Genomic DNA, 25367 nt, shown 5'->3' on the forward strand with positions numbered 1-25367 from the left:
CGCTGGCAGCAGATCAGTGATTCAGAAACAAGTGCTGATAAGAGGTGATCGGCTCTGACATCGCTGCCTGTTTCTGAAGAGACAGATGTTCTTCCTGCATGGATTCTGATGCCATCAGCTTCTTCACTTCTGCAATCAGCCCTTCCGCATCCGCAAACACATGCTCTTCCGCCACATACTGCGGCCGATGCAGTGTGGATGAAAAGCCCATGATCAGCATCTCATTGAGGAATGCATGCTTCACAGCCGAGACGATCTCACTCCCGTAGTTGATATCGAAATACCAGCCGCACGCCGCAAAGAGCTGATTCAGGATCTGCCGGGAAGCAGCAGGATACAGCCGCACATTCGGATAAGACCCGAAGGCCAGCAGCTTCGAAGACATCTCCGTGACTGCCGCAATCCGGAATTTCATCTCCGGCAGTCCCTTCACGAGTTCTTCCAGCGAAGCGATCTGATCCGAGTTTGTGCAGATCAGCACCTCATTCCGGTTCCTTCCTGCATGGTCAAACGCGTACACGAATCCAAACGGACGCACCTCTTCCGAAGAAGCCCCGAGCGACAGCAGCTTTCGGCAGCTCTTTCTGTTCTGCACGAGGATTTCCTTCGTATGCGAGTTTCCTGCCAGGATCATCTGCATGTTTCCGGGAATATCGTCTCTTGGCTCCTCTTGCCAGAACAGGACATTGCCTGCTTTGCAAGAAGCCAGCCTCTCGCTGACAAACAGCGGCGTCGACAGCGAATTATAGAAGATCCGCTGTCCTTCATAGCCAAGCTCCCTGATCAGAGAAACCGCCAGTTCCGTCCGGCCGCTGAACAGCTCCGTCATCCCATTCCGATTGACCAGAATATCTCCGGTCACATAGTTCTCGACGATCCGTTCTCTTCCTTCTTCATCCATCCACGAGCAGGAGAACCGCTCGCCTTTCTCATTGAAGATCGTTCTTGCATAGAGAAGACCATGGAGATCATAGTGATCGGTGAACCGCACGGTTCCGTTTTCATCCAGCCAGTCCGCATCGCTGACAATCCGGCTATGCGGAGTCTTTGCATAGAAGATCCGGGCTCTCAGGTGATTGCGGTCATAGACCCTTGCCGACATGCCGTCCGCACTGATCTCCCAGTAATCCGGCAGCTCGATCTGATTGAAATACCTGCTCGTGCCCGGCAGCCAGCCCGCATGTCCTAGACGGTACGCCTGAATCTCAGCCTCGCTTTTCTTCCTTGGCACATGGACTGCTCCGCAAAGCGCACCCGCAGTTTCATCGTAACAGAACATGCGGTACAGAGAAAGGACATCATCCGGCAGCGACGCTTCTTCGGAAAGCACGACCACCTGCCCGGAAAAACCCGCACTCCGGAACGAATCTTTCAGCATCTCTGCTGCTTCATCATAATGATCAAGAAGCAGGATTCCTTCCTCTTTTACTCTGCCTGTATCACGCTTTTCCATTTCTGCACCACGTTTTCTGTGAGATACTCTGAAGCAATCTCATAAGAACATTCCGAATATGCCCTGCGATCAGCCGTCAGGAAATACTGCACAACCGCATCAGACAGTGCCTGTACCCGCTCCTGGTCGCTCATCGTTTCCGAAACCGGAATCAGCGTTCCGTTCTTCCCGTTACGGATAAAGGAAGGATTTCCATAAGGAACATCGAAACCGATCATCGCCAAGCCGCTGCCGACTGCTTCCATGAGGCTGAGCCCGAATCCTTCGCTCGTCGAACCGGAAAGATACAGCTCATAGTCCTGATAGAGGTCTTTCATTTCCTGCTGACCGAGCAGATGAATATACCGCGAAGCATTCCGTTCCCTGATCAGACTTTCAAGCCGCTGATACTCGCTGCCTGCTCCGCAGATATCCAGCGTCAGTTCAGACACATCCGCCTTGGCAAGCACGCAGGCTTCAATGACCCAGTCCAGATGTTTCTCGCTGGCAAGCCTCGATGCAGTCACAATCGAATACGGTTTTCTGGGTTTCTTCGGATAGATCAGCTGATCAAGGCTCCCGACCGGGATCACCTCGATCTTCGGAACAGCTCCGACATAGTGTTCAAACTGCGCTGCCATCTTCTGTTTCTGAGCAATGGTCGAGGTGATGAAGAAGCTGATATGGCGGTACAGATCAAAGGGATACTCATAGTAGTTATTCCAGAGAATGTGCGTATCATCCGTTCCGGATACGCTGTAATGATCCGCATGCACGACGATGCCGATTCTTGCCTGGCCGGCATTCTCGAAGATTGCCTGGCCGATGCCGGTCGTCCGATCGACGATCACGGTATCCTGTCCGGAAAGATGCAGGCACTGCACGAAGTAGCCGACGAAGTCTTCTTTCGAATAGAAGATATGATCCGGAAAGCGGAACATTGAATTCTTCGGACCGGTCAGTTCTTCATAGGCAATGGACCCATCTTCATGAAAGAACCTTCTCTGATACAGGTGCGCGCTTCCATCCAGGGGTGCATAGTATTCCGAATAAATTCTTCCGTATGTGAAGTAGTCCTTGCGGATCAGAGCCCCATGCGATACAAACTCCACCCGATGAACCAGATCCTGTTTCTCATCCGTGAAGTAGATGGTGCAGTAGTGACCCGGATCCTGAAACTGCAGCCTTCCGATCCTGCCTGTTCTGCTCACGCTGAACTTCTGATCGGCAAGCGTCGCTTCGAACTGCTTCAGCGTATAAGTCACCGGCGAAATGCGGAAATCGGTGAAATACGTATACAGCCAGATCACTTCGTCATCCGCAAAGCCGATATGCTTCGTGAAATGCTCGATGTTCTCCTGGGGAAACATATCAGTGAAGATGAACTTAGCCGGTTCTTTCAGCACCCGGAACATCCTGGCCCGATAGAGCTGCGCATATTCGACGCCGCTGGATGCCCAGCCGATGCCGAGATTGAAATTGTAGATCATCGCGCTTCTCCTTACGGAAACAGAATCATCTGCTTCCCGTCAGACCCCTGCCCTATTTCAGCCAGGAAGAAGTTGCGGGCAATGTTCTCCATCATCGTCTGCTCCATATTTTCAAAGGAATGGTATGCCTCCCGGCTGTATTCGAAGATCGGGTTCCGCTGGGCAGTTCCTCGCGAGGTGATCGCATACTGCAGCTGCTGCAGATAGTCGACTTCCTCGATCCATCCTTCATCCAGCGCCTTCAGCATGCATGCGCGCTCGAACTCCTGCAGCTGCTCTGCATTCTCAAACGAATCTTCTTTCTGCTTCAGCAGTCCGTCCGCATAAGCCTCCAGCCTGTTCAGAAGACCCGCAGAATCTTTCTGAGGGGACAGAGAAAGCACTTCCGGATTCACTTCATACGAAAGATGATCGAGCACATAGCGGCAGAGATCGCTTTCTGAAAGAGAGCGATGGCTCTTCACGAACCGCTTCAGGTTCTCATGCACGATCTGCTTCAGCAGATCTTCCTGCACGGCTTCGCCATCCAGCAGCCGATTTCTTGCGGCATAGAGGATCTCTCTCTGTCTTCTCAGAATCTGATCATACCGGACTGCCTGCTCGCGGGTTGCGACACTCTGCTCTTCCATGGTCCGCTGAGCCCGCTGGATCAGGCGCTTCAGCCGCCCATGGGAGATGGATTTCTTTCCGGAAAGCACCGCTTCCGTCTGATCAGGAAACATTTCCGTCACAATCTCATCTTCCAGCGATACGAAGAACTGGCTGCTTCCAGGATCGCCCTGGCGGCCTGCTCTGCCTCTGGCCTGCCGCTCCAGACGGGTATTCTCCATGCGGCCGATGCCGATCACCGCCAGTCCGCCAAGTTCCTGCACACCGTCTTCCAGCTTGATATCGGTGCCTCTGCCAGCCATGCCGGTCGATACCGTCACCGCATTCTTCCTGCCGGCCGCAGCGATGATCTCCGCTTCCCAGTATGCATTGCTTGCATTCAGAACGCTGTGCGGCACATGGCGATCTACCAGCATCCGCGAGAAGATCTGCGTATCCTGGATCGTCGCCGTGACGATCAGCACCGGCTGCCCGGTCGCGTGATGGTTCAACGCTTCTTTCAGGGCTGCTTCAAACTGCTCTTCAGCCGTCATGAAATACCGGTCTTCCCGATCGATGCGCTGCAGCTTCTTATGAGGCGGAACAATGACCACCCGCTTGTGATACACCTGGCGCAGCTCTTTTCTCGCATCAAAGAAGGTGCCGCTCATGCCGCACATCTTCGGAAACATCAGGAACAGATTCTGGTACGTGATCGAAGCGACTGAACGCTGCTCCTGGGAAAGCTCCAGGTGTTCTTTCTGTTCAATGGCCTGATGAACCCCGCCCCTGAGCTTCATGCCAGGCAGGCTTCTGCCGGTGCTGTTATCGAGCAGGACAATCTCCCCGGAATCGGAGATCATGTAGTCCTTCTGAATCAGAAACAGCACTCTGGCTCTTAAAGACAGCTGAATATGCCGGTTCAGCTCGAAGTTCTCATGCGCATAGAGATTGTCAATCCCGAAGAACCGTTCTGCATAGGCAGTCCCTTCCTCCGTGAGCCAGACTGACTTCTCTTCGGTCTCATAGTCTCTTCCTTCTTCCAGCGTCGAAACAAAGAAATCCGCACTGGCATAAAGATCCGACTGCACTCTTGGCGAACCGGAGATGACCAGGGGCATCTGCGCGCCATCCAGCAGTACGGAATCAGCTTCATCGATCAGGATGAACTCAAACGGACGCAGGAACCGGTCTTCCGCCCGCATCACGAGGTTGTTGAGCAGGTAGTCAAATGCCAGCACGCTGTGCGTCGTATACAGAATATCTGCCGCATAATTCACCCGCTTCTCATCATTGGTAAAGGAATGATCCGGAGTTCTGGAGACCCCGGCCCTCTCCGTCAGGCCCATGAAGGAAAAGACCGGCCGCATCTGCTCTGCATCACGATAAGCCAGGTATTCATTCGCCGTGACCAGAATCGTGCTCTTTCCGGTTAAGGCATGGAGATACAGCGGCATCGTTGCCGTGAGCGTCTTTCCTTCGCCGGTATTCATTTCCGCTAAGCACCCCTGATGCAGTGCAGCAGCCCCGTAGATCTGCTCGTCAAACGGATAGATCCCGAGGATTCTGCGATCTGCCTCAGCAATTGCTGCATAGGCTTCCGGAAGAATCTCATCCAGGCTCTTTCCTTCTGAAAGCTCCTGCTTCAGTCTCTTCGTCTCCAGCCTGAGCTCCTGATCGCTCAGCCGGGAGATCTTTACGGCAGATGCTTTCACGGCATCTGCAATCTGTTTCAGCTTTCTGTCTGTCATTGTCTAGCGGTCTCCGTGATCGTGAAGGAATGGAAATGGAATGCATGGGCCCCGGCACAGATCAGCTGTGCTTCATAGCTGTATGCCTTCAGCGGACACTTCAGATCCATCTCCGGCTCGTCCATGACCCGACTTCCTGCTTCCTCTCCGTTTTTTCCATGAAATACAAAACGCAGAAAAATTCCCTGCGGCACATCCGTGTCGATCTTCAGGGAAACATGATAGCTTCCTTCCCCATCAATAATGGGAAGCGAAGGCTCGATTCTGCCGGCCTGATAGTTAACCATCGAATACCAGACCTTGATCACCGTTCCGGCCGGCATCAGTGCATTACGGAATTCCACATCATCCTGGGCAATAAACCTGATCTCTGATCCGTACAGATACGTATCGCCGGCATTTTCGTTCCAGGTTATCGTCCAGCTGTTTTCAAGTTCATTCATCCTGCTTCTGCTCTCTTCCGAATTCTTCCCGCAGCACACGGTGATACTGCCAGATAAACCAGCTGACAATGCCATGCGTATCATCGTTATGACGGCCATGCAGGCCTTTGCCGATCAGCTTTGCCTGACTGCCCTTCATATGTGCCAGAAGCTTCTGATACGCATCCTAGTCATAGTCATCTTCAATCATGTAAGCCGCATAGATCGTCCGGCCGGACCAGTCGGTCTTTTCAAACCGATCCCAGAAACGCGCATTAAGCGCTTTTACTGCCTCTTGGCTGAGACTGCCTTCCGACTTCCACAGCACATCGAGCGAGGTCGCAAACAATCCCGGTCTCACAAGGCGTTCATTTTCAGCCACATTGCCGAGACTGACTAATGGTTTTCCGACAATCACATTGCCAGCCGCAATGCGCATCGCATAATACAATGCCGCAAACGTGCCCATCGAAAGTCCCGAGAGCACGACCTGATTCTCAGAGAACCCGAGTTCCCCGCACGCTTTTCTGATGGCGCTGACAATCAGCGATTCATATTCCTCGCTGCCAAGATAAAACGCTCCGCCCTCAAGCCTTGATTCGCTGATCAGAAGAAACGGGCATCCCATCCTTCTCATCATCCGGTATCCTTCAAAGCCTTCCATGGTCTTGTAACCGGAGAAATACACACATAATGGCGGTTTCAGATCCCCCGGATCAAAATACGTGAATACTTCTTCTCCATCAGCAGTGACAAGCCGTTTTCCGCCAGGGAGAAAGGCACCTGCGCCTCTTCTGGAATAACGGTCATGCAGCGCCCGGATCTTCAGTTTTCCATGCCCGCACGCATTCAAAGAAACAAATACCGGCCCGGAAAGCTTCTCGTTATCAATCGTCACCGGCTGCCTCAGATCTGCTTCTGAGAAGGTCCAGGTATTCTGAATCGCCGAAACACTGCCCCGCGGGAACTGGATGATCTGCAGTTCGATCGAGACACTATCATCCTTCTCATACTCCAGCCAGAAATCAATTGCCTGGCCTTCTTCCACCGGGATATTGCCGCGCCAGAATACTGCCTGGTGCATCGTATCTCCGAACGATCCTTCCAGGACTGCCTCCGTGTATCCATGCCACGTCACGGAACCGTGGAAATACGGAGAGACCGACATCATATGCGGATCGAACTTCTCGCCATACGACCTCGACTCATAGTTCTTCAGCTGATCCGAAAGAAACGGCTTCAGATCTGCTGCAGAAATCTCCTGTCCGGCTCTCGCTTTCCTCAGCCATTCCATTGCGGAATTCTGCTTCAGCCCTGCCAGGAAGAACAGGCAGTGGGCCCGCACATGGCGATTCAGATACTTCGCTTCTTCTTCGCTGAGTTCTCTCAGAATGAAGGCGATGTCATATTCGGGATCCGAAGCATTCAGCTCCGGCTCATAATTCCATTTCACATCCTCGCTGAAAACAACCTCCAGAGAGAGATCATTCCCGCCCAGCTGCAGTGCCTGAATGCTGATCAATCTGAATCACCTCCTTCCATGCCTTCTCAAGCTCCGGCGCCGTGAACCGGCTGCCAAGATCATAAGACGCAATCTGCGCTTCATTGAAATGCGCCACGCTGCCCAGATAGTAATCCGCTGCTTCGGGCAGTCCGGAAAGGTCCTTCAGGATCTTTCCGTTCCTTCCGTCCTCGATATATTCTGTCTTCTGCATCGTGATCTGCGGAATGCCCATGCTCATGGCAGAAATCTCCAGGAACTGATCCGGCAGCGGTGACAGATCGCATACTACCCTCTGTTCCCGGAGCGTTCTGCTCACATGCATCTCATCCACGCACTGTGCGACAGAAAATACTCTGACCAGCGGATCTTCTAAGACATCATTCTCTCTGACTCCTTCTTCAGTTCCTGCCATCTCCGGATTCATGCCTGCTCTGCTGAGGGCATTCTGAGCCCGCTTCAGCAAGCCGATCTTCTCGTCATACTTCGAAGACCGCGTGAACAGGCAGACCCTTGCCCGATGATTCTGATTCCGGATATATCCGCCCAGCAGCACGATCATGCGGTCAAACTGCTCTTCGGACAGATCATCGCAAGCCGCCAGAATATTCTGAACATGCAGATGCTGGCTGATGCCGAACTCAACTCTCGTCTCATAAGGCGTGATGACCCGGATCGGCGTATCGCGATGCAGATGCTTCTTCACTTCTTCTGCAGTGCTTTGTTTATCCGCAACGATGCAGCCAGCCGAATCCAGCAGTTCCTGTTCTGCTTCTGTGAAGGCATGTGCCTCCATTCTGCGTTCGAAGAACGACAGAATCTTCGGCCTCTCTTTCAGAACCGTATTCAGCAGCTCGGAATGCAGCGGATGCATCGCAATCGTGAACACATCTTCTTCTGAAGTATCCTTCAGAAAATCAGCCAGGACTTCGGCAATGACTTCATCAAGATTCTGATAACGCTGCTTTGCATAAGGAACCTTTTCATTGCCATGCAGGAAGAATGCACTCTCCGGGTTGATGACGACATGTCCATCCTCCAGATATCTTGCAAACTTCCATACTCCCTGCTCATCAAAATATCTCTGGAACGAAGCAACTCCGTTCTCATAAGCAATCTGCTGCGATACAAACCCGCGGTCATCATAGAAATTGCTCGCACTCATCAGGCCATTCCGGAACAGATCCACCCGGAACATGTTTCCATCTTCTGCGAAGCTGATCTCTGCATACTTCTCACGATTGTGCATGACGAGCACGGCAAATGGCGAATATACGAATTCCACGTCTTCCGGCCACGAAAGATCATGAAACGAGAACGTATGCATGGCTCTTACTGAAATGCCCTGCATCGCATCAAAGCACGACCAGTACGGCACATGATAGACCCCCTGGCGATGCAGGAAATGGCGGAAGTTCGGGGAAAAACTCAGCAGCACGACCTCCAGAGGAGCAACCTTGCGGCGGAAGAACAGCTGGACCTGCTTGACGGTATCATCGAACTCCGTGACCGTCCTTGACCGATACCAGACCTGTTCGTTTTCTCTCCAGTCATTTTCCTGATACCACGCCGGAATGAAATACTGCATAGCTCTCTCCTTTCTCACATCACAAGAAGAACCGATAGGCGTCATACCGGTAGTATGTTCCGATTTCCTGCACGAAGCTGCAAACGATACTGACAAGAATCATCACCGAAGACGGCACCATCGCAAGCGCTGCAGGAATCTGTCCCCTGAGCGAAAGCCCCATGGAAACAGCCATGCACAGCATCTGCAGGAACCCGCTGAGAAAACTCCACTTCAGCACAATGCCAGTCAGATACCTCTTCGTCTTCTTTCCTGCTGCTAAGCCGATGATGCTGTCGCCATTGCGCTGCAGCTGATGCGCTGTTTCCTTCGGATTCAGCATCAGCATCGAGAACACCACGGAAAGCACCACAATCAGAATCAGATAGACTCCGACCCCGAGCGGCTTGGTAAGCACCAGATTCTCACTTGCCGAAGCAAGCGATGCATTCTCCGGGAAGAAATACGCCAGCATCTTCACGAAATAATATGGGGCGAAAAATGCGGAAGCCGCAAACATCACGGGCATGATGCCCATCGGAGCCCGCTTATAGGCAAGATAGTTCTGATCCGCATGCACGTTATGAATCGATACTCTCTGCAGCGGAATCCGGATAATCGAATTTTCCATCAGAACCGTTCCGATAATCACAATCACGCACAGCCATATCATCTGCCGGAATTCGAAGAAATGATTCGCATTCATGTTCTGAACCAGCGAAGTCACGATGTTGATCAGAATAATCGGCATCGAAGCACCGATGCCATGTTTTTCATTCTCAAAGCAGAGATAGCTGATTCCTGCTGCTCCGGCAATCATCTCGAGAGTCACGATCAGCCTCAATGCCCAGATCGGTCCGAGATCGTTTTGGTAGGTCAGCTCATAAGACCTCATGATTGCCATCACGATGCTGAACAGGATCGCAGCTGTGCGCATCCAGCGATCACTTTCCATTTTCGAAATCTTCGCTCTTGAAGCGGAGCTGCGGAACGCAAAGATAATCTGCACCAGCAGCGAAGCATTGATATACGGCATGATGCCAAGTGCCATCACCGTCACCCGATAGCGATCCCCGCTCACCATCATCGAAAGCAATGCCTGCACATCTGCGGCACCGGTATTGAGGGAATCCGGATCAATGCCATACAGGACAATGCTCCGGCACAGCAGATAGACTGCGGCAACCAGAATCGTGAACAGAATCCGATTCCGCAGCTCATGTGTTTTCTGTTTCTCCATCCAGAATGAATCCTTCCTATAAACCTGAATTCTTCAGATACGCATAATGGTCATCCGCCGGCTGACGAATGACCAGTTATGTGTTTCTGACTGATTAATGCTTTCTCACCTGAAGCAGAACCGCCCCATTCAGTTCTTCCAGTTCCTTTGACTCGGTCCCAGCGGCTGAAGCCGTCCGCGAAGCGCTGACTTCATTTCCGCTGACATTGCCCTCTGCCATATGATTGCTTGACATCTCACTGAAGGAATCTTCTGCCGACATCCGGATGCTGTTTGAAATGCTGTTGCTGTTCAGAGACTCAGACTCCGAAGCAGCCGTCGAAGCAGAAGCAGACTTGCTTTCGCTCGCTGCGGCACTTGCACTGTCACTCGAGCTTGCTCTCTGACTGCTGCTCTCAGAAGCCGAAACAGACTCACTGACAGATGCTTCATCCAGAACACTCCCGGACGAAACACTTTCAGAACCAGTCTCCGAAACTGCACTAGCACCCGGAGCAGTCGCACTGGCAGACTGAACTCCTGCCATTACAGTTTCTGCTGCCGTCTCAGATTCACTTGTGCGATCTGAAGCAAAGCTTCCCTCCGAAGTACTGATGCTTCCGCTCCCAGAATCAGCCATACTTGAAGAAGTACTGACAACAGCCTCCGTGCTCTGTGAAGCAGAACGGCTTTCACTGACTGATCCACTTTCAGAACCAGAAGTACTCTCAGAACCTGATATGCTTCCGCTGATGCTTGCAGACTCGCTGCTGCTAGCTGATGCACTCTCACTTTCTGATTCGAACCTGCTGCCTGAAGCTGAAAGACTCTCGGTCTCTGATTCACTTGTGCTATCATACTCAGACTCGCTTGTGGAGGTGCTTACGGAAACAATTTCAGATTCGCTGGCGCTCTTGCCCTGACTCTCCGAACCACTTATGCTTTCAGACTCACTGCTGCTAGCTGAAACACTCTCGCTTTCGGATGCACTAGTGCTATCAGACTCAGACTTACTGCCTGAAGTCGAAAGACTCTCACTCTCCGATTCAGACTCACTTGTGATGGTTGAGGTGCTTTCAGATTCATTATCTGATTCGGAAGTACTGATGCTTTCGGATTCAGATGCACTTTCAGATTCTGATGAGCTCTCAGACTCAGACTCGCTCTCAGAGCTGCTAATGCTTTCAGATTCACTGATACTCTCAGACTCAGACTCCGATTCACTCTCAGATTCGGAAGTACTCACACTCGCAGAAGCTGATGTACTTGTGCTTGAAGAACCGCTGATACTAGCCGAAGTGCTAGTGCTCTTAGATTCACTGGTGCTCTGGCTTGCAGATAAGCTTGAAGAATTACTACCGCTGACACTAAGAGAAGTACTCTTGCTGAGGGAAGCACTGATGCTTTCAGAAGCACTGACAGATGCAGAGTGTTCAATCTCGGAGACTAAACTGTTGCTGCTGCTGTCACTGACAGATGCAGACATGCTTGCAGATTCTTTTCTGGATTCTGATTCCGATTCGCTAGCATGTCTGCTTTCGTTCTCTGAGTCTTTTCTGCTGGCAGAATTGCTATTGCTGATCGAAGTGCTGATACTCTCAGATCCATCTGCACTGACAGAGGCACTGGTGCTTGCTGAAGCAGAAATGCTTGCGGAAGTACTGGAGCTTTCACTCAGAGATTTGCTATCTGAAGCAGATGCGTCTGCGCTTTCGGAAGCAGACCTGCTTGCAGAGGTACTGGTTTTCCCGGAAGCACTCTCACTTGCGGAAATGCTTGTGCTGCCGGAATTGCTGATGGATGCAGACTGTTCAGTGCTCAAGGAAGCACTTGCTTCTGCAGAAGAGCTTGCTGATTCAGAAATGGAACGGCTCTGAGAACGGCTTTCTTCTGAAGCAGTGCTTGCCGAAGCAGATTCACTCTCTGAAATGCTCTTCGTTTCAGAGAGGGACTGGCTCTCGGAACTGCTCCTGAAAGCTGAGATGCTTGCTGATTCAGATGCGGCAGTGCTGATGGATTCTGATTCCTTTAATGAAGTGGATTCACTTTCAGAAGCTTTCTCACTTGCTGAAGCAGAACCGGATTCAGAGAACTTCCTGCTTTCTGATTCCGAAGTGCTTGCAGAAAGGCTGTCCTTGATCGAGCTGCTATCTTGTTCAGACTGACTCAGACTGCTCTTACCTTCATCGGATACAGATTCACTCTGTTCTGCAGAAGCAGAAGATGAGGTTCTCGCACTCAAAGAAGCAGAATCGCTCAGTTTTCCGCTAAGGCTCTCTGAAGTACTGACGCTTTCAGAGAAAGACTGACTGGATGATCTGCTTGCCGATCCTGAAGCAATGATGCTATCAGATACGGATTTGCTGGTGCTTGCTGATTGACTCTCAGATTGACTGATATTCCTGCTCTGACTCTCCCAGCTGCTGATGCTTTCAGACTCGCTCTTTCTTGCAGAAGCGGAAAGACTTTTACTTTCAGATTCACTGGCGCTGGCGGAACCACTCTCACTTGCTGCTTTACTTTCTGAAGCGGAAATGCTCTTCGATGCAGATCTGCTTGCGCTTGCGGATGCACCGCTCTCAGATTCGCTTGTGCTCTGGCTCTGGCTCTCGGATCTGCTTGCGCTTGCTGACTGAGAATTCCTGGCAGACTCGGAAGCCGATTCCGAAGCAGATTGACTGTTTTTTTGAGATTCGCTCTCAGATGCCGAACGGGAAGAAGCGGATTCAGATTGTTTCTTTGAATCGGATTCGCTGGAAGAAGAGAGACTTTCGCTAAGAGACCTGCTTGCACTCAGGCTGGAAAAAACTGATTCAGAACTGCTTCCGGCTTCAGAGGAAAGCTCGCTCAGACTCTCAGAGACTGAAGTAAATGCACTGCGGTTGCTGTGATATTCATCTACTCCATTTTCAAAGTCTTTTTCCGAGAAATATGCATATCCTTTTTTGCCGAAACTTACGACGTCCTTGCGATTTGTAGGAATAAACTTTCCATTTGCTCCAGGCGTTTTCTGAACAACAAGAATTCCGCCGATCACGTTCGGATCAGAAGACCCCTCAGAGCCTTCCTGCTTCTCAATATCAAAGAGCGGATTCCCATTCTTATCGACTGTGATGTAATCAAAATAAGCTGTATGAGTCTGCTGGTCTTTTCCTACATAGGTCACTTTCACATAGTTTCCTGCTCCGGAATTCTGTTCCCATCTGCCTTCAGAGATCGAGGTAACCTGACTTTCCTGATAGAAACGGTATTTGACTAAGAGATCAGCAAGTTCATTGCCTTTTGTCCAGTAATCTCCAGAAACGATCGTGCCCATGGCAAGAAAATCTTCCTGACTTTTTTCAATTTAGCGCGAGCAGTCTCAATCTGGGAAATCAATTGTTCCAGATAGGAATTCTCAAGATGCGACGAAGAGAACGCTTCAGAAGCAGATGCATATGCGCAACTTGCTACGATGATTTCAGATGCCAGACTTGCCTTCTCACTCTCATAGACAGAAGCAGATTCAGAAGCCTTAATAACACTTTCTGAAGCACTGGCAGAAGCAGAAACAGAATTGGATTCTGAGAGTGCTGCGGATTTTGAATCAGAAACAGAGGCCTCGCTCAGGGAAGTGGAAGCAGCTTCAGAAGCAGAGTCTCTTGCGGACTCTGAAAGAGCCGCAGAGGCACTGGCAGAAGTGCTTAAGGAAGATTCGCTGGCAGACATGCTGGCACTGGCGGAATCAGAAATCGAAGTGCTGGCACTTTCTGCGCTTCTGCTTTCGGATTCAATGGTACTGAGGGAAGTGCTTTCGGATGCGCTGAGACTGTCCGCTTTGCTGCCGCTGATGGAATCAGCTTCACTCTGCGAAACTGCGCTGATGCTTGCAGAAGCACTGTCACTTGCTTCAGATTCGCTGAGGCTTCCGGAAATGCTCTCGCTTTCGGATGCGGATGCGGCAGCAATGGAACCGGAAGCACTGTGAGAACCAGAGGCAGAAAGAGATTCGCTTGCACTGCTGGAAGTCTTCTCGGAAAGAACTGCGGATGCAGAGGCAGAAGCCGACTTTGCGGCAGAAGCAGAGGTACTGGACGAGTCGCTTGCAGAGGTACCTGCATTGCTCAGAGACTCACTCCTTCTCAGGGATTCACTGGAAACAGCAGAGAGCGAAGTGCTTCTGCTGAGAGATTCGCTTTTTCTGATGGAAGCGGTGCTTTCCGATAAAGAGGTGCTTTCAGATTCGGAAGCAGAACGCATGGAAGCAGAGATGCTTCTGCTTTCTGAAGCTGATGCTGCACGAGCGGAAGTGCTCGAAGAAGCTTCCGAAGCACTGGTGCTCTCTTTTGCCTTCATGCTTTGGGAAGAAGCAGCGGATGCCGAAGCAGAAGTGCTGATCGATTCAGAAACGGATCCGGAAATCGCGTTCAGGGAAGCATTCTCCTCTGCCAGAGATTCTGAAGCAGAGATAGAAGAAGATGCTGCGGCTGATTGCGAAAGAGAAGCAGAATCTCCGGAAGCATCGCTTTCTGAAGAGATGGCAGATTTCTGAGAAGATGCCTAGCTTGCATTGACAGAAAGCGAAGCGCTGGTGCTCTCTGAAATGCTCTGGCTCTTAGACTGGCTTGCGGCCTGCTCATTCTGGCTGGAAGCGGATGCGGCTAAGCTCTGGCTTGCAGAAGTGCTTGCTGCTGCAGAACCAGCAGAAAGGCTGAGGGATCTGCTCCTCGAGGCAGATATGCTTTCTGCGTTCAAAGAGGAAGATTCTTCTGAAGATTTCACTGCGGCAGAACCGGAAGCTTCAAAGAGAGACTGATTCTCCTGAGCCAGCGATTCAGAAGCAGCTGCAGAAGCGGATTGCATGTCAGAAGTCTGTGCTGAGCGCATCTCGGCAGCAGACTCAGACTGAGAAGCAGCAGAAACTGTGGAAATCGAATCAGATTTTTCGGCAGATTCACTTGCCAGATAAACAGATTCCAGCTCGCTCTGCTGCTGGGCTTCGGCTTCGGACTGAGGCTGTGCCTCTGCTTCGTTTTCAGATTCCGGGCTTACGGATTCTGCTTCAGACTCAGATGCCTGGGCATTTGCTGTATAGTCGCTCTCACTGTCCGCAGCACTCTCAGATTCCATTTCCTGAGCATAGACGGTATTCCCATGGGCGGCGAAAGTCGCTCCGATGACGGTTCCGGCGGCAGCAGCACGCCCTAAGAGAGAGCTCTTCCGCTTTCTGGAAACTTTTGATTTTCTATCTTCTTTTCTTGTTTTCATAGACCTACCCTGTCTGTTTTCTGATTAAAAGAAGAAACAGGAAGACCAGAGGAAATATTTCTTATTTTCTGAAAATAAATCTTCCTGTATGCTTTGCTGAGCGATGCGTAAATTCTGCGGTTTATCCAAAAAAGAATATCAAAAAACCGCATTATTAACGCAAAGTCATTTTAACATTGAGCGCATGTTTCTGCCAGACAACTGCTTGTAAAATTCCTGTGATTTTCAGTTAAAGTTTCTGAAAGAGCTTTTAGATAAAAGCCGCCGGCTTCAGCCAGCGGTTATGGTTCAATCTGAGATTTTGTCTTTTAGTGCTTTTGCAGGATGGAAGACAACGGTACGGGATTCGGGGATACGTACTTTTTCCTTCGTGCGAGGATTGATCCCGCCGCGTTCCGGGCGCACTTTCTGTTCGAATCTGCCGAAGCCGTGAATGGAGATGTTCTTCCCTTCTGCAAGTTCCTCCTTCATGGCTTCGAATACGGTGTCGACATATTCGCCAGCCTGCTTGCGGGTAATGCCTTTTGTATCTGAGATGGTGCGGGCAATATCCTTTCCGGTGAATATGATTTCCGGCTTATACATAGCCTGCTACCTGGATCCCTTCTCGTAGGGGATGCCTTCTGCTTTCGGTGCGGCAGAGTTCCTCGATGTGAATGCAAGGACGATCAGCGAGATGATGTAAGGCATCATGTTATAGATCTTCGAATCGATGTTCAGTGCATTCAGGAAGGCAATGCCGGAATAGACATTGGATAATGCCCGGAAGAAGCCGAACATCAATGCGGCTAAGGCAATGCGCTGCGGTTTCCACTGACCGAAGATCATAACGGCAAGAGACAGAAAGCCGAAGCCGGCAGCGCCTACTTCGAATTTCCATTCGGAGACACCGGCGGTGATATAGACGATCCCGCCCAGTCCGCCGAGAAGTCCGGAGATCAGAACGCCCGCCCAGCGCATCTTGTAGACATTGATGCCGACGGAATCGGCTGCCTGAGGGTTTTCGCCGCAGGCAATCAGACGGAGCCCGAAGCGGGTCTTGTACAGGATGATGTAGGCAAGAATCAAAGCGACCAGGGCAAACAGCATGAACCAGCTGAATTCAAAACCATTGATATTCACGATCAGCGCTTTCTTCTGCTGGATGTACTGAATAGTATTCGAGACGTTGTTCGGGTCTTCCGCTGTATTGATGGCTCTGGCGATGATCGTTGCGAATGCAGTTGCCAGCAGGTTCATTGCAGTTCCGACGAGGGTCTGGTCTGCATTGAAGTTCACGCAGGCAAAGGCCAGCAGCAGCGAGAAGACAACGCCGCAGGCAATTGCTGCAAGCGTCGTGCCGAAGATGATGGCCGGGGCTGAGGCATCAGCACCCATGTACTTCATGGCAAGCGCGCCGCCGAGGGCACCCATAACCATGATTCCCTCCAGGCCGAGGTTGATGACACCGGAATGTTCCGAGAAACATCCGCCAAGAGCTACCAGCATCAGCACGGATGCGAAGATCAGAGTATATTGCACTAACAGCAGCATAGTTATTTCTCCTCCTCTTTCTTCTTTTCTCCGTCATTCTTCTCTCGGCGGCCAGCTGCGTGCTGCTTCATCATGAACCGGAAGAAGCCGACAAATCCGCAGAGATAGATGATAATCGAGGAAATCAGGTCTGAGATCTGCGATGGATAGATTGCTTTATCAATCAGCGAACCGCCATCGGTGATCTGCTGAATGAAGAAGGAAGCGAAGATGGAACCGATCGGAGAAAGTCCTCCTAAGAAGGTTGCAGCGATGCCGTTGAAGCCCATAGCCGGGACGGAAGTCTGGGTCGTGGACCATTCCTGATAGGTAGAAAGGAACAGGAACGCTGCCCCGATACCGGCCAGTGCACCGCCGATGGCAAGAGTCAGGATGACATTCTTCTTTTCCTTCATGCCGGCATAGCGGGCTGCCTCACGGTTGTATCCGGTTGCCTTGAGTTCATATCCGAAGCGGGTCCGGTTCAGGACGACGCTGATGAGAATGGCAAACAGAATCGAAAGCGGAATCGCAATCGTGACCGTGCGGTTGTTGGCAAAGAGCTTATCCAGTCCGAGACTCGGCAGTACAGCCGAAGCATTGGCACTGGCCAGTTTCTTCGTATAAGGGCTGGCACTGTCTTTCGGAGCTCCGGAACCGAGGATCATGTTCACGAAATAAAGACCGATCCAGTTCAGCATGATGCCGGAGATAACTTCGTTGACATTGCGGTATGCCTTGAGGGCGCCGGAAATCGCGCCGAGCAATGCCCCGGCAGCTGCCGCAAAGAGCAGACACAGATACCATGGCCAGTTCCACGCAAGGGCAGCATATAATGCAGCTCCTGCTCCGACTTCATACTGACCGGCTGCACCGATATTGAAGAGTCCGGTCTTGTAGCAGAAGCAGATGCTCAGTGCGCACATCAGCAGCGGTGCCGTCTTGGCAAGTGTATTGCCGAGTGCTTTGAGTCTGGCAGGTCCGGTGGACTTGGTCAGAAAGTTGAGGAGAATCGTGATGATTGCTTCGCCTGATCCGGAAGGATTGATGATGGTGAGAACCACCCAGCCGATCAGAAGTCCGACCAGAATGCAGATCATCGAGGAGAGGAAGGTACGGAATCCTTCGCTCTCCAGCAGGCTGCCTTTCCTGTTCTTCATGCGTCTGCTCCTTCCTTCATGCGTTTCGCACCTGCCATGTAGAGGCCAAGTTCATCGGTCGTGATCTTCTTCGGATCGAGGTCACCGACAATCTCTCCTTCATACATGACCAGAATGCGGTCGCTGACATTCATGACTTCATCCAGTTCCAGAGAGACCAGCAGCACGGCATCGCCGGCATCGCGCTGGGCGACCAGCTGACGATGGATATTCTCAATTGCGCCGACATCAAGACCTCTGGTCGGCTGAACCGCAACGAGAAGCTTATGATGCTTATCAAGCTCTCTTGCAACAATTGCCTTCTGCTGGTTGCCGCCGGACATGTTGCGGACAATCGTAGCCGGTCCAAGCGCGGAGCGGATGTCATATTCTTCAATGAGCTTCTCTGCATAGCTCCGGATGGCCGGTTTTTTCAGAAAGCCTGCCCTGGTAGTGAATTCCGGCTGAAAATAGCGTTCCAGCACGAGATTGTAATCCAGCGGATAATCCAGAACCAGTCCGTGTTTCTGACGGTCTTCCGGAATATGAGACATTTCTTCCGAGCGTTCGCGGATCGGTGCATTCGTGATGTCCTTTCCGCACAGCTTCACCGTGCCGCTGACCGCATTCTCAAGACCGGTGATGCCATAGACAAGCTCGGTCTGGCCATTTCCGTCAATACCGGCAATGCAGACGATTTCTCCGGCATGAACATCAAAGCTGACATGCTTTACTGCATTGTTCTTATGAACCTTGCTGGCAATCGTGAGATCTCTGACTTCGAGAACCGTTTCTCCCGGATGGGCCGGCTTCTTGTCCACGACCAGCTGGACGGGTCTTCCGACCATCATGCGGCTCAGTTCTTCCGGCGTCGTGTCGCTGACATCGACCGTGCCGATGCACTTGCCTTTGCGCAGGACCGTAACCCGGTCAGCTACTTCCATGATCTCATTGAGCTTATGGGAAATGAACAGGATCGACTTCCCCTCTTTGGCCAGATTCTTCATGATCTGCATGAGTTCTTCAATTTCCTGCGGAGTCAGTACTGCCGTCGGCTCATCGAAGATCAGAATGTCATTATCCCGGTAGAGCATCTTGAGAATCTCGGTTCTCTGCTGCATGCCTACGGTGATATCCTGGATCTTCGCATCCGGATCTACCGAAAGGCCATAGCGCTCGCTGAGCTCCACGACTTTCTTTCTGGCTTCCTCCTTCTGCAGGATGCCATGCTTCGTGGTTTCTACACCGAGCATGATATTCTCAAGAACGGTGAAAACCTGGACCAGCTTGAAGTGCTGATGAACCATGCCAATGCCATAAGCATTGGCATCATTCGGATCATTGATCTGCACTTCTTTTCCATTCAGCTTGATGACTCCTTCTTCCGGCTGAATCATTCCGAACAATACGGACATCAGGGTTGACTTGCCTGCGCCATTCTCTCCAAGCAGCGCATGAATCTCTCCCTTCTTCAGCTGAAGGGTAACATCATCATTTGCGACAATTCCGGGGAAACGCTTTGTAATATGCAGCATTTCTACTGCATACGGGCACTGTTCCTCTGCCATAATTGTCCTCCCTTCCTATTTTCTGAAAACGGTTGCTTTACTATAAATTATACCGGAATCAGAGACCGATGAAGGAATAAATTCACTTCACCAGATCATGCATGCAGGACTTTCATGAGAAAAAGAACGAATTCCCGCATTCCTTTACGCAGTCTTTTCAGAAATACTGAAGCAATGATGGTTTCAGAAAAACCAGCTCTTTCATAAAACCGGAAGATTCAGGTTCCTGCAAAGCAGAAAAAAAGCAGAGGGACGAACCCTCTGCAGGCAATGATAGTGTGATTCAGATCAGCCCTTGATAGAACCCTGATCATCAACGGCGATATCAACCGTCGGCAGTGCATCGATGGAATTGTCAACCGTGATCTTGCCGCTGTGCAGATCTGCAACCAGCTGCTTGTAGTCATCCTGGGTGAAGCCATCGCCCCACTGCGTATCATCAGGCAGCTGCACATAGTTCTCGCTCGGCTCATCGGAGACGATGCCAAGAGTTTCAACCTTGCCCTTGTATTCATCCCACTTGCCATCGCGGATTGCGGAAAGCAGCGTATTGACCGTAGCAGCCAGACCCTTCATCGCAGAAGTGACCGTGATGCCCTCGCCATAGTCGCCGTCAATCGTAGCAGCCTGGTCAACATCAACGCCGATCACCTTGCCGCCGGTCTTGACTGCTGCTTCTGCAGCCGAGCTGTAGATGCCGCCGCCGCATGCGAAGACAACTTCTGTGCCGCTCTGATACCAGGTATCCATGACGGAAGTGATATCAGCGTCGCCGTAGAACTGGCCGCCGTATACATACTTCACTTCGACATCAGCAGTATTTCCGAGTTCCTTTGCCGCATCGTTAGCACCCTGAACAAAACCGGAGCCATAGCGGACAACAGACGGAACTGCCATGCCGCCGAGGAAGCCGAGCTTCGTATAGCCGAGTTTCACAGCAGCATATCCTGCCATGTAGCCAGCCAGCTCTTCCTTGTAGACTGCGGAATAGACATTGTCAGCAGAGAACGTTCCGCCTGCAGCCGAATCGAGGTCAGCCTGCGCAACGTCGAGAGCGACGAACTTCACATCCGGATAAAGCGGTGCTTCATCTGCGATTGCCTGTGCAAATGCAAAGCCCGGCATGACGATGACGTTGTAGCCTTCGGAAATTGCATCTTCGATCGAAGCTTCACGGTCTGCATCTGCATCGCTTGCCGGCTTCTTGTACTCGAATTCGATCCCGTTCTCATCGCAGAATGCCTTGGATGCTTCGTAAGTAGTCTGGTTGAAGGACTTGTCAGTGATGTCACCATAGTCGGTGATCATCGCAACCTTCATGTCAGAAGATTCTGCAGCTGCTGCGGCAGTTTCTGCCGGTGCTTCGGAAGCGGCTTCGGAAGCGGCCTCTGAAGCAGCTGCTGCTGAGGTAGCTGCTGCAGAAGAACCTCCTCCGCAGCCGGCCAGGCTGAGAGACATCAGCGCGGCAAGGGTCAATGATAAGACTTTTTTCATCAGTTTTCTTTCCTCCTTTGTAAAATCTGATGTGGTTGCTTTACTTCAATTTTAAACGCTTGCACTTTGCATTGCAATTCCAGAATGGACATGGATTCCTTGTACAGAAAACATCCGGGCAGCAATGCTCCGGATGTCATCGGTCACACTTTCAGAACTTCCTTGTTCTTCTTGTCAGCGAGTTCATCTGCCTGCTTGTTGTACTTGTCAGTCAGCTTCTGAATCTCGTTCTCGGCATCCTTCTGGATGTCTTCATCCATGGTCTTGTCCTTCTTGATTGCCGCATTCGCATCTCTGCGGATATTGCGGATCGCAACTTTGGTTTCTTCAGCAATCTTGCCGACCTTCTTGGTCATCTCCTTGCGGGTTTCACCGGTCAGCTGCGGCACAGACAGACGGACGACCTTGCCGTCATTCTGCGGAGCGATACCGAGATCAGCCATATTGATGGCCTTTTCGATATTCTTGAGAGAAGATGGATCAAATGGCTTTACGACAAGGGTTCTTCCTTCTTCCACCTTGATGGAAGCGATCTGGTTCAGGGGTGTCGGACTGCCGTAATAATCCACGTTCACATCTGCAAGCATGTTCGGATTCGCCATGCCGGTACGGACAGTATTGAGTTCTTCTCTGAGGTGTTCAATCTGTTTCTGCATCTTTGTTTCGGATGATTCAACGATCGGGTAAGCCATACTTTTCTCTCCTTATGTCCTATTCAATGACGGTGCCGATTTCTTCACCGCGTACTGCCTTCACGATATTGCCAGGCTGATTCATGTTGAACACCATCAGCTTCATGTGGTTGTCCATGCACATGCTGGTCGCCGTGCTGTCCATGACCTGAAGACCCTTGTTCAATAGATCCATATAGGTCAGATGACTGTAGCGGGTCGCATTCGGATCTTTCTTAGGATCAGCGGAATAGACGCCGTCGACGCCGTTCTTTGCCATCAGAATCACATCTGCCTTGATTTCTGATGCACGCAGCGCCGCCGTCGTATCCGTGGAGAAATACGGACTGCCGGTGCCGCCGCCGAAGATCACGACTCTCCCTTTTCCCAGATGTCTGACCGCTCTTCTCTGAATGAACGGTTCCGCAACCTTCGGAATATCAATGCTTGTCTGCACACGGGTATCCACGCCGATGCCTTCCAGGCTTGATTGCAGAGCCAGCGCATTGATAATAGTTGCGAGCATGCCCATATAATCACCCTGGACCCGGTCAATGCCGATTTCCGCAACCGTCTTGCCGCGGATGAAATTTCCGCCCCCGACTACGATTGCGATCTGCACGCCAAGTGCGCTTGCTTCTTTGATTTCCTCAGCCAGATGTCTGAGGATTGCAGGATCAAAATTCTTCTCCTGACCGGAAAGTGCTTCGCCGCTCAGTTTCAGTAGTACACGCTTATACATTTCTGACCTCATTTCCCGGAATTCATTATAGCATCCCGTTATTGTCCTGCTACAGCAATTTCATAGCGCATCCCTGCTTCCCTGACCGGTTTCTCCAGAGCTTTTCTCCTGTCAGATCCGAAGCAGAAGTCCTTCAGACTGCGGTTCTTTCAGAATCAGAATGTTGTTTTTCGAACATTACGCTTCTGGTGTCCCAATCGAGTTCTGCAGCGGCCCGAAGAATACGGTCAGCACTGCAGTCCGATGATCAGAATCATTGCAAGCCGCAAAGCGGCATGCACCGTTCATGGATACCTGATCCGGAAACCGGATTGCCCGCCATCTCTGATCCTTCAGGGCTCCTTCAATCTGCTTTTCAGCAAGAGAACGATATGGTTCCGTTTCCAGCTTTTCGTTCAGCTGGCTGATCCCATGAATATCAAAAACTTCAAGCAGATCCAGAAACTCGTGATTCCAGCGCAGGCACCGGCAGTGCCCTTCTTTCTCTTCAAAGACTGCTGAAGGAGCTGGTGCCATCTTCGAGGGCGAAATCCTGAGCCGGATTGAACCGATTGTATCGTAATAAGTCCGCAGGGACATTTCTTCCAGCGGCGGCAGGAAGCCGGCCTTCAGGCGTTCTTCCAGCTGATCGGCCGGGAAAGCTGCTTCCGCTGCAGTCTTCTGCAGCTTCTGGCATCCTTCGAGCATCAGCATCGTTTCTTCTTCGCTTCCGCTGGTACCGGAAACGACGGACGTCAGATGAATCGTTCGGCCAAGTGACAGCATCCCTGTAAGGATTTCCTGATACCTGCCGGTTTCCTGATGATGCTTCAGCGTGGAAAGATTGATCCGCATCGCATCAAACTCCGGCTCCAGCAAGCCGTTCATCGCCATACTGCCAGCTCCGAAATCATCCAGCCATACCCGGAAGCCCTGCTGGCGCATCGTTCTGACTTCGCGGTTCAGAGCCCGATTTTCTGTGCTGAAGGCACTCTCAGAAATGCCGAATGACAGGATGCTGCGCGGAAGCCCGGAAGAATCAATGAGCTGCAGTCCATGTCTTCGAAATTTCTGATCCAGAAATTCCTTGGAGGACAGCTTGCGGACCAGCGGTACGCATGCCTGTCCTGCCAGTTTCCGCTGAGCCATGATCGCAATGCTCTCATCCAGCAGATAGCGATTCAGTTCCGTAGCCCTGCCTGCTTCTTCAAGCGCCGGGAGATAGACTTCTTCCTGCATCAGTCCCCATTTCGGATCATTCCAGACTGAGATGATTTCGAGTTCACAAGTCTTCTGACTCACAAACCGGACTGCCGGCAGAAACCGCACCTCAATTCTCCGCTTCTCAATTGCTTCGGTCAGATGGGTCAGAACATAGGCATTCCGGCTCTTCTTCTGCTGAAGATTCCAGTCATACCAGAAGCACATGAAATCCGTATTGCGGATCTCTTCCGAAGCCAGACGAGCACAATCCACGCTGTCCAGCGCACCGGAAGTATTTCTGCCGCAGGCATAGAGACCCATATGGATCCGCATCACAGAAAGCACAGCCGAAGCAGAAACCATCTCCGGGAAGGTCTCCTGCATGTGCTTTACTCCTTCCCGATCTGTCAGAACCAGGAAATGATCTTCCGAGAAGCGGCAGACCAGATCAGAAGGAAATACCTTCCGGAGATCTTCGGCAAGCTCTTTGAGCAGCTGATCCCCTGCCGCAAAGCCCTGATTCCTCTCAAAGCTCTGGAACTCATCGATGCTCGTGTAGATCAGCACCGGATCTTTTCCCGCCTTGCGCAGTGCTTCTGCCTGAAGATCTGACTTCACGCGGAAATACATCGCATTGGGAAGACCGGTCAATGGATCGGCATCCAGCACGCGCGGCGCATTCTCATGATCGTATTCCGGCTTCCGGGAACCATCCAGAAACGGCGAACCGCTGATTCTTCCCTTGCCGGACGCTTTGCCTTCATACAGCTGCTCATCCGCCTGCGAGATCATCTTTCTCAGATCATCCGTGCCATGCGTATTGCCATAGACAAACCCGAGCGTGAACTCCGGGCATAATTCCAGCGTCCCGAACATGCGGGGCTTCAGGCTCTTCTTCCACTTCACGGCGGTCCGTTCGAAGTCCTGCCTGTCAAGGCCGGTCTGGATAATCAGAAACTCGTCGCCGCCGAACCGGTAGACCCCAGCTTCTCCGAACTGCTTCTTCAGGTTGTCCGCCATATCTTTCAGGATCAGATCGCCGACATCATGACCATACGTATCGTTGTAAAACTTGAAATTATCGATATCTGCCATGCCTACGATGAGCCGCATATTCGCATAGCGGTCATAATCATTCCGCAATCCCATGCGGTTTCGAAGACCAGTCAGCTCATCACGCTCACTGACATTCTTCAGCCGCTGATTCGTTTCCGTCAGCCTGGCTTCCATGCTTGCAAGATCGCCGATGAAATCCCATCTCAGAAGTGCAACCGCACTCATCAGAATCGTCAGAAACCACATGACCGGATGAAACGCGATCCGGATCTCCATCGCACTCGTGATGATAAACGGAATCAGCAGGTACGATACAAACGGCAGAACCAGACCGTAGATCGGCGGAATGCAGAGCCCGCAGAATACGGCAGCCGTCAGCGGAACAAAGAAGATCTCCTGGCCCTTTGCCAGGTAATCCAGGGTCGCAATGCAGGGACTGACCAGGCATATGGAAAAGATATAGAAGTTCAGATACTTCCTGTATTTTTTTTCTGATCTACATACTTCCCGTTTCTTTGAGGCAAGCAGCACAAGCCCGCTGATCATCACTTCTGCACAGAGCAGAAGATAGACGATCCTCGGGCATAGCCCGATCTTCCATACGGTATTCCGATAGATGACAAACAACGCAGCCATCGAAAAGACTGCCAGGCTTCCCGAAAACCTCAGATTTGTCCGGAATGCCATCTCCAGATGAGAAGCCGGAAAAGCTTTCGCATCAAAATGGTTCCGGCACCATGTTCGAATGTGTTCCGTCTGCATGATCTTAAAAATGAATCTGCCCCT

Annotated in this window: 21 protein-coding genes and 1 pseudogene; 5 read left to right on the forward strand and 17 right to left on the reverse strand. The window is 51.4% G+C overall.

Annotated elements, in window-relative coordinates:
* Window positions 1–13: 13 nt before the first annotated feature.
* From gtfB to C7E00_RS16010, 8 genes and pseudogenes are all read right to left on the reverse strand, one after another.
* Window positions 14–1453 (reverse strand): accessory Sec system glycosylation chaperone GtfB, encoded by a 1440-nt coding sequence (gtfB, locus tag C7E00_RS09230; protein WP_105304017.1) that lies wholly within the window; start codon window positions 1451–1453, stop codon window positions 14–16.
* On the reverse strand, window positions 1426–2922 hold the full coding sequence (gene gtfA / locus C7E00_RS09235; RefSeq protein ID WP_105304018.1) for an accessory Sec system glycosyltransferase GtfA: 1497 nt from the start codon (window positions 2920–2922) through the stop codon (window positions 1426–1428). The genes gtfB and gtfA overlap by 28 nt, the downstream gene beginning before the upstream one ends.
* An 11-nt stretch (window positions 2923–2933) precedes the next feature.
* Window positions 2934–5261, reverse strand: a complete 2328-nt coding sequence (gene secA2, locus C7E00_RS09240) for an accessory Sec system translocase SecA2 (RefSeq protein WP_105304019.1) — start codon at window positions 5259–5261, stop codon at window positions 2934–2936.
* Complete coding sequence (gene asp3 / locus C7E00_RS09245; protein ID WP_105304020.1) at window positions 5258–5704, reverse strand: accessory Sec system protein Asp3; 447 nt, start codon at window positions 5702–5704, stop codon at window positions 5258–5260. The genes secA2 and asp3 overlap by 4 nt, the downstream gene beginning before the upstream one ends.
* A pseudogene (asp2, locus tag C7E00_RS09255) lies at window positions 5697–7136 on the reverse strand (accessory Sec system protein Asp2). The gene asp3 and the pseudogene asp2 overlap by 8 nt, the downstream one beginning before the upstream one ends.
* 31 nt (window positions 7137–7167) lie before the next feature.
* Window positions 7168–8772, reverse strand: coding sequence for an accessory Sec system protein Asp1 (gene asp1 / locus C7E00_RS09260; protein WP_167836543.1), 1605 nt, complete (start codon window positions 8770–8772; stop codon window positions 7168–7170).
* A gap of 19 nt (window positions 8773–8791) precedes the next feature.
* Window positions 8792–9991 carry a hypothetical protein gene (locus C7E00_RS09265; protein WP_105304024.1) on the reverse strand — a complete coding sequence of 400 codons (1200 nt, stop codon included), beginning with the start codon at window positions 9989–9991 and terminating at the stop codon, window positions 8792–8794.
* Window positions 9992–10085: 94 nt separating this feature from the next.
* On the reverse strand, window positions 10086–10517 hold the full coding sequence (locus C7E00_RS16010) for a hypothetical protein (protein WP_135358196.1): 432 nt from the start codon (window positions 10515–10517) through the stop codon (window positions 10086–10088).
* A 67-nt stretch (window positions 10518–10584) separates the two neighbouring features.
* Here C7E00_RS16010 and C7E00_RS16015 point away from each other — a divergent pair, with 67 nt between their 5' ends.
* The 5 genes from C7E00_RS16015 to C7E00_RS09280 all read left to right on the forward strand — a co-directional run bounded on the left by C7E00_RS16015 (window position 10585) and on the right by C7E00_RS09280 (window position 14501).
* On the forward strand, window positions 10585–10893 hold the full coding sequence (locus tag C7E00_RS16015; RefSeq protein ID WP_135358197.1) for a hypothetical protein: 309 nt from the start codon (window positions 10585–10587) through the stop codon (window positions 10891–10893).
* Window positions 10894–11238: 345 nt separating this feature from the next.
* Entirely contained in the window at window positions 11239–11847 is a 609-nt protein-coding gene (locus C7E00_RS16020; protein WP_135358198.1) for a hypothetical protein, read from the forward strand.
* A 51-nt stretch (window positions 11848–11898) separates the two neighbouring features.
* A complete protein-coding gene (locus C7E00_RS16025; protein WP_135358199.1) occupies window positions 11899–12135 on the forward strand; it encodes a hypothetical protein in 237 nt (78 codons plus the stop codon).
* 1391 nt (window positions 12136–13526) lie between these two features.
* A complete protein-coding gene (locus tag C7E00_RS16030; protein ID WP_135358200.1) occupies window positions 13527–13937 on the forward strand; it encodes a hypothetical protein in 411 nt (136 codons plus the stop codon).
* Window positions 13938–14069: 132 nt separating this feature from the next.
* Window positions 14070–14501 (forward strand): hypothetical protein, encoded by a 432-nt coding sequence (locus C7E00_RS09280; RefSeq protein ID WP_135358201.1) that lies wholly within the window; start codon window positions 14070–14072, stop codon window positions 14499–14501.
* An 8-nt stretch (window positions 14502–14509) separates the two neighbouring features.
* On the opposite strand, the gene C7E00_RS09285 is transcribed toward C7E00_RS09280, so the two are convergent.
* The 9 genes from C7E00_RS09285 to C7E00_RS09325 all read right to left on the reverse strand — a co-directional run bounded on the left by C7E00_RS09285 (window position 14510) and on the right by C7E00_RS09325 (window position 25343).
* Complete coding sequence (locus tag C7E00_RS09285; RefSeq protein WP_105304028.1) at window positions 14510–15217, reverse strand: hypothetical protein; 708 nt, start codon at window positions 15215–15217, stop codon at window positions 14510–14512.
* Window positions 15218–15505: 288 nt separating this feature from the next.
* Window positions 15506–15802: an HU family DNA-binding protein gene (locus C7E00_RS09290; protein WP_105304029.1), complete on the reverse strand. Its 297-nt coding sequence runs from the start codon at window positions 15800–15802 to the stop codon at window positions 15506–15508.
* Between the two features lie 6 nt (window positions 15803–15808).
* Window positions 15809–16750: an ABC transporter permease gene (locus C7E00_RS09295; protein WP_105304030.1), complete on the reverse strand. Its 942-nt coding sequence runs from the start codon at window positions 16748–16750 to the stop codon at window positions 15809–15811.
* Window positions 16751–16752: 2 nt separating this feature from the next.
* Entirely contained in the window at window positions 16753–17889 is a 1137-nt protein-coding gene (locus C7E00_RS09300; protein ID WP_105304031.1) for an ABC transporter permease, read from the reverse strand.
* Window positions 17886–19436 carry an ABC transporter ATP-binding protein gene (locus C7E00_RS09305; protein WP_105304032.1) on the reverse strand — a complete coding sequence of 517 codons (1551 nt, stop codon included), beginning with the start codon at window positions 19434–19436 and terminating at the stop codon, window positions 17886–17888. Before C7E00_RS09305 ends, C7E00_RS09300 begins: the two co-directional genes overlap by 4 nt.
* A 288-nt stretch (window positions 19437–19724) precedes the next feature.
* Complete coding sequence (locus C7E00_RS09310; protein WP_105304033.1) at window positions 19725–20930, reverse strand: BMP family ABC transporter substrate-binding protein; 1206 nt, start codon at window positions 20928–20930, stop codon at window positions 19725–19727.
* A gap of 143 nt (window positions 20931–21073) precedes the next feature.
* Window positions 21074–21622, reverse strand: coding sequence for a ribosome recycling factor (gene frr / locus C7E00_RS09315; RefSeq protein ID WP_105304034.1), 549 nt, complete (start codon window positions 21620–21622; stop codon window positions 21074–21076).
* Window positions 21623–21641: 19 nt separating this feature from the next.
* Window positions 21642–22343 (reverse strand): UMP kinase, encoded by a 702-nt coding sequence (gene pyrH, locus C7E00_RS09320; protein WP_105304920.1) that lies wholly within the window; start codon window positions 22341–22343, stop codon window positions 21642–21644.
* Window positions 22344–22520: 177 nt separating this feature from the next.
* A complete protein-coding gene (locus C7E00_RS09325) occupies window positions 22521–25343 on the reverse strand; it encodes a diguanylate cyclase domain-containing protein (RefSeq protein ID WP_105304035.1) in 2823 nt (940 codons plus the stop codon).
* Window positions 25344–25367: the final 24 nt, after the last annotated feature.

The sequence above is a fragment of the Anaerolactibacter massiliensis genome, assembly GCF_900290205.1.
Classification (GTDB): Bacteria; Bacillota_I; Bacilli_A; order Erysipelotrichales; family Erysipelotrichaceae; genus Bulleidia; species Bulleidia intestinalis.

What these genes read in the sequence shown, in the direction of transcription:
- C7E00_RS16025 (WP_135358199.1), top strand. Translation starts at nt 11,899, where the DNA reads ATGCTCTTCGTTTCAGAGAGGGACTGGCTCTCGGAACTGCTCCTGAAA.
- C7E00_RS09325 (WP_105304035.1), bottom strand. Translation starts at nt 25,343, where the DNA reads ATGCAGACGGAACACATTCGAACATGGTGCCGGAACCATTTTGATGCG.
- pyrH (WP_105304920.1), bottom strand. Translation starts at nt 22,343, where the DNA reads ATGTATAAGCGTGTACTACTGAAACTGAGCGGCGAAGCACTTTCCGGT.
- gtfB (WP_105304017.1), bottom strand. Translation starts at nt 1,453, where the DNA reads ATGGAAAAGCGTGATACAGGCAGAGTAAAAGAGGAAGGAATCCTGCTT.
- C7E00_RS09265 (WP_105304024.1), bottom strand. Translation starts at nt 9,991, where the DNA reads ATGGAGAAACAGAAAACACATGAGCTGCGGAATCGGATTCTGTTCACG.
- C7E00_RS09290 (WP_105304029.1), bottom strand. Translation starts at nt 15,802, where the DNA reads ATGTATAAGCCGGAAATCATATTCACCGGAAAGGATATTGCCCGCACC.
- C7E00_RS09295 (WP_105304030.1), bottom strand. Translation starts at nt 16,750, where the DNA reads ATGCTGCTGTTAGTGCAATATACTCTGATCTTCGCATCCGTGCTGATG.
- C7E00_RS09285 (WP_105304028.1), bottom strand. Translation starts at nt 15,217, where the DNA reads ATGAAAACAAGAAAAGAAGATAGAAAATCAAAAGTTTCCAGAAAGCGG.
- C7E00_RS16010 (WP_135358196.1), bottom strand. Translation starts at nt 10,517, where the DNA reads ATGGCAGGAGTTCAGTCTGCCAGTGCGACTGCTCCGGGTGCTAGTGCA.
- C7E00_RS09305 (WP_105304032.1), bottom strand. Translation starts at nt 19,436, where the DNA reads ATGGCAGAGGAACAGTGCCCGTATGCAGTAGAAATGCTGCATATTACA.
- asp3 (WP_105304020.1), bottom strand. Translation starts at nt 5,704, where the DNA reads ATGAATGAACTTGAAAACAGCTGGACGATAACCTGGAACGAAAATGCC.
- C7E00_RS09310 (WP_105304033.1), bottom strand. Translation starts at nt 20,930, where the DNA reads ATGAAAAAAGTCTTATCATTGACCCTTGCCGCGCTGATGTCTCTCAGC.
- C7E00_RS16015 (WP_135358197.1), top strand. Translation starts at nt 10,585, where the DNA reads ATGCTTCCGCTCCCAGAATCAGCCATACTTGAAGAAGTACTGACAACA.
- secA2 (WP_105304019.1), bottom strand. Translation starts at nt 5,261, where the DNA reads ATGACAGACAGAAAGCTGAAACAGATTGCAGATGCCGTGAAAGCATCT.
- asp1 (WP_167836543.1), bottom strand. Translation starts at nt 8,772, where the DNA reads ATGCAGTATTTCATTCCGGCGTGGTATCAGGAAAATGACTGGAGAGAA.
- gtfA (WP_105304018.1), bottom strand. Translation starts at nt 2,922, where the DNA reads ATGATCTACAATTTCAATCTCGGCATCGGCTGGGCATCCAGCGGCGTC.
- frr (WP_105304034.1), bottom strand. Translation starts at nt 21,622, where the DNA reads ATGGCTTACCCGATCGTTGAATCATCCGAAACAAAGATGCAGAAACAG.
- C7E00_RS09300 (WP_105304031.1), bottom strand. Translation starts at nt 17,889, where the DNA reads ATGAAGAACAGGAAAGGCAGCCTGCTGGAGAGCGAAGGATTCCGTACC.